This window comes from Caldisericum sp., from assembly GCA_022759145.1.
GTDB lineage: Bacteria > Caldisericota > Caldisericia > Caldisericales > Caldisericaceae > Caldisericum.
In genome coordinates, this window is the sequence record JAEMPV010000115.1 from 1 (window position 1) to 4,778 (window position 4,778).

The 4,778-nt window shown below is 34.6% G+C and carries 3 protein-coding genes; all 3 read right to left on the reverse strand.

The window, feature by feature from the left end; translation table 11 throughout:
* Positions 1 to 764 (reverse strand): site-specific DNA-methyltransferase (locus tag JHC30_06740; GenBank protein ID MCI4463847.1); only part of this gene is annotated, 764 nt, incomplete at its 3' end.
* A 2-nt stretch (positions 765 to 766) separates the two neighbouring features.
* On the reverse strand, positions 767 to 3,607 hold the full coding sequence (locus tag JHC30_06745; GenBank protein MCI4463848.1) for an ATP-dependent helicase: 2,841 nt from the start codon (positions 3,605 to 3,607) through the stop codon (positions 767 to 769).
* The gene (locus tag JHC30_06750; GenBank protein ID MCI4463849.1) at positions 3,604 to 4,308 is read right to left on the reverse strand and encodes a RadC family protein; all 705 of its coding nucleotides are present in this window, start codon (positions 4,306 to 4,308) and stop codon (positions 3,604 to 3,606) included. Before JHC30_06750 ends, JHC30_06745 begins: the two co-directional genes overlap by 4 nt.
* Between the last annotated feature and the right edge of the window lie 470 nt (positions 4,309 to 4,778).

The window sequence follows — 4,778 nt, forward strand, 5'->3', positions numbered from 1 at the left end:
AAGCCAATTTCGTCTTTTTTGATTTCTATGTTTGAAAATCCATACTTATAAGAAAGATAAGATTTTTCTTTAACTGGGTTAAAAGTGTAGTTGAACGATTTTGAGTAAAACAAAATAATGTCATGTTTTTTGCTAAAGCCTGATCCCTCTGGTACACCTCCTGTCTTATAATACCATACAATCTCATTCCTAAAATTTTCATATCCAAAAATCTCATCCATCATCACCTTTACATAATGCCCAACGTGCCAGTCAAGATGTACATAGATTGAGCCGTCTTCGGCAAGGAGCTCTTTCATTAAAACCAACCTTTCATACATCATTTGAAGGTACGAATCCAGTCCTTTACCCCAGGTGTCTCTATACGCTTTTTCCTCAAGAATAGAGTGTTCTTTAGTTATTTCTTCACCTTCTTCGCCTATCTCCACGTTAACCTTAAAGTCTGACCCTGTTGCAAATGGAGGGTCAATGTAGATTAAATTGATTTTCCCAGCAAATTTTTCCAGTAAAGAGGACATAACAAGTTTATTATCGCCCCAAATAAGTTTGTTCTTCCAACCTGTTTCAAATGTATCTCCCTCGTCACCTTTATAGTAGTCGAACAAACCCTGTCCATTAGACTCCTTTTCTACTTTTGGAGCGTTTATTACTTCAACAATCTGGAACGGATAAGGCCCTGGCTTCTCAACTGGGTTTAATTTGCCCTCTTCGTTGTATTTACCGAGCCACACAAGTTCGGTTCTCTTAATTTCGATTTTCGCCATAATCACTCCTCCTCTATATCTTTTGCTTTAAATTTTATAATCCCATTTTGCGAACAGAAGAATCTAAAGTCACACTCTTTACAAACCTTTCCAGTATCAGGGGAATCTTTAACCTCAAAGTTTTTATTTCTAATATTACTAACAACAGCATCGAAATATTGTTCAATTTCTAGTAAGTTATCCTCAGTGTATTTAAATTCCATAAGTGCGTTTTTTCTATTTTCTTCAGCAGTCCAATAAATATACATCTTGTCAACGGGTTTATTATACCTTTCCTTTAAGATGTATGAATAAAGGCACAATTGTTTAAAGTATTTATCAAGAATTGGATCTTCGTTTGACTCAGGCTTGGGTTGCGTTTTAAAATCAAGGACTTCAAACTTTCCATCCTTTCCTAAAAGAAGGTCAACTCTTCCCGTTATAATGTAATCATCTTTTTCAACAGAAACATCAATTTCAGTATCAGAAATTCTGGTTAAAAATTCTTTGTTCTGGTTGAAGTAGTTTATAACCTGCTTTAAAGCGGATTCTTTCTGGGTTTGCGCAATTGGTCTCAATCCTGAAAGTAGCAAGGCCTTATAATTCTTTTCAAACCAAATTTCAATCTCATCTATAGTTGGATTTTTACCGTCAAGAACAGCCTTATGAATATCTTCGATCGTGTAATGCACAAGGCTTCCAAACAAGATCTGGGCAGAACGAGAAGGCTCAAAACCGTACTCATGATAAAAAAGATATTGCTGAGGACAAGTTTCATAAACATTAACGTGAGAGATACTGTATGCTTTCTTTGGGACAAATTGAGGTCGTGATTTAAAGGTCTGCGCTTTCAGAGTCTCATGCTCAATATACGGATACTGATCGAGACCCTCCCAGATAGGTTTAAACCAAGGCTTAGGCTCCTCTGGACTTGAAAGAACAAGCAATTTCTGGGCTCGAGAGAAGGCAACATAGTAATGCCTCATTCTGTCAAATTCCGTCATTTGTGACTCTGTTTCAAATATTCCACGTTCAGAAAAAGGTAAAAGGTCTTTATCTACCTGCTTTTGTACGGAAAATTGCTTATGCAACGATCCAACTATCACCACCGGAAACTCCAGCCCTTTGGATTGATGAAAAGTCATAATTTGCACATAACCTTTGGGGATAGGATTATCGGGATCTTCATACTCATCCACTCCACCATCAATAAGGAAACGAAAGTAACTCCCAAATAGATAATTCCTAATTTGGTTTTTATTCTTCGAAGTTACAACAGGAATATCGTAATAATCTTCAAAAACAGAAATAAGCTTAGAAAAGATTGAAAGATTATGAGCGGTGTTTTCGTTCTTTAAAAATTCAGAAAAAGGCCTATAAGCAAGGAGTCGATAAAAATAGTCAAGGATAGAAAGGTCAAGAGAACCTTCGTTTAATTCTTCGATTTGTTTGACTTTTCTTCTCAGGAATTCCTGAAGGGGCCTATTCATAAAACGATATAAAGTTTTTATAGAATCCTCGATATAATCCTTATAGGGGTATTCGTTTAGTTCTTCGGCGTAAAAACCAAAAATAAGTGCGTAGCATGCAATCATCAATTTAATTTCGTCGTTTTCAAAAAATTCTTTTGTTCGCGGCGAAAAGTAAGGAATATTGCATTTTTTCAAAGCCTCAATGTAGTGTCCGCTCTGTTCAACTCGAACACTTTTTAGAAGGATAGCGATGTCACTGTAATCAGAGATTATCTTGTTATCCTTTAAGAATTTAATAAGCTTAGCAACCCTTTCTGCTTCGTCTCTTTCATTTTCTCCCCATATTGAAAAAACTGCAGGATAACTTGGAAATTCAACATTAGGATCTGGTTTAATTTCTTTGGGAAAACGGTACTTTCCCCATTCAATTGAGTTCATAAAACGATTATACCTATCAATTATTTCCTTATGAGATCTATAGTTTACCGTTAATTTAATCTGCTTGCAGTTTTTAAAATGTTTAGGGAATTCTAATATATTCCTTACAGTTGCCCCTCTAAACCTATATAAAGATTGGTCCTCATCACCAACAACACAGATGTTATTTTCGGGTCTTGCAAGTGAGAAGAGAATTTTTTCTTGAATGTAATTGGTATCTTGATACTCATCTACCATAATATACTTAATCGAACCCTTTATCCTTGAAAATAGTTCATCGTTTTGAAGGAGTTCGAGGAAAACTTTTTGCAAGTGCGAAAAATCAATTTTGTTTTCTTCAAACATTATTTGCTCATATTTTTCATAAGAAGACGCAAGGTTACTCAAAAAAACACTTTGAGAGTTCTTTAGGGCGTTTATATCGACTAATTCTTCGGTAATTTTATTAAAGTAGGGAATAATTTCCTTAACTGCTTTCCACTTACTTCCCCACTTTCCAAGATATTTACCGTCTTTGGTCTTTGGTGCTATTTCATCTATAATTTCATGAAGAAATAATGATTGAGTAAGATCATCGAGGACAATATAGCCCTTTTTAAGTTGAGTATAACGAAGATATTTCATAATAAAATCATTACAAAGACTGTGGATTGTTCCTATCTTAAGCGAATGTAATTGACCTTTATAATTTAATTCCCTTGATAGCTGGCTTATTCTGTCTCGTAACTCAAACGCTGCCTTTTCTGTAAAGGTAGTAAGCACAATTTCTTCTGGATTGGCCTTGCCTGATATAAGAAGAAACATAGTCCTTGCAACAATAGTAAGTGTCTTTCCTGTACCGGGTCCAGCTATTATCAAAACAGGTCCGTCTGTAGATTGTATGGCCTCAATCTGGTCTTCGTTTAAAGTGGGAATTATCGCCTTTATCTTCTCTATTGGCAATTCATGATTCATATAAGACCCTCTTTACGAAAACTCAGATAACCATTAGAAGAGACTATTAAATGATCATAAAGTAACATTCCGACTGATTTTGCCGCTATGTCAATAACCTTTGTTATATTTATATCCGGATTGGAGGGTTCTAATTTTCCATTAGGATGGTTGTGAGCAAGAACCATTCCGTAAGCTTTTATTCCCCTCTCTATGATCGCTCTTGGATAAACAACAGTTCTATCAATTGTTCCTTGAATGAAAAATTCCTTTGCTGGGAAATGGGCATCTTGCAAAATATTTAACTTACTATCGAAATAAATTACATGGAATTCTTCTTCAGGTTTATCACCAAACTTCTCTATGCAATAGTCTGCAATATTATCTAAAGATTCAGGAACAGAAACATCTAATAACTTCTGCTTTCTATATATTGCATTCAATTCGCGTACGAGTTTGAGCAAGACAACAAACTTGTCTTTAATAAATGGCACAGTCTGTAATTCTTCCTCTGATGCATCAAATATACCCTTTATTGAACCAAATTTACTTATTAGTTCCTTTGCAATAGGCTTTACATCTGCTTGAGGAATCACATAAGTTAACAAAAGCTCAACAATTTCGTATTCCTGTAGAGATTCGGGTCCGCCTTTTACAAACCTCTCTCTTAGTCTTGTCCTATGCCCTAAGTAGTGCTTTTCGTTATCAAAAGTTTTTCCCATTTTATTCCAAGTAAAATATTAATACTAGAATTCTCAGAACTAAAGTTAAGTATAAAACGCAGAAAATCAAAAATCAAGCAATGCAAAAATGCTGTCTTAAAACTCTTTATTCCCTTTTTCGCTCTTCTATTTGCCATCCCACAGTTCGTTTTCCTTTAATATAATTATAGATCTTGCGCTTAAAAAAACAACAGTTTCAGAACACAACCTTGCAAATCTCTTAAATAAAAAATTAATTACTCAGTTATTACTCGCAAAAACCACAACTTTTTATCCATTAATCCAATAATAATTACTTAATATATCACACGACTTTCTAAATATACTATACAACTATATTTCCCGTTCTTTTCGATCACCATCTAAACTCCTTCTATAAACTTGAGAATTAAATCCGTTGTATAACTATTCTCATCAAATTTGCCACTAATCTCTAATTCAAAAGTATAAAAGTCCGGAAGAATCAAACC

What these genes read in the sequence shown, in the direction of transcription:
- JHC30_06750 (MCI4463849.1), bottom strand. Translation starts at nt 4,308, where the DNA reads ATGGGAAAAACTTTTGATAACGAAAAGCACTACTTAGGGCATAGGACA.
- JHC30_06745 (MCI4463848.1), bottom strand. Translation starts at nt 3,607, where the DNA reads ATGAATCATGAATTGCCAATAGAGAAGATAAAGGCGATAATTCCCACT.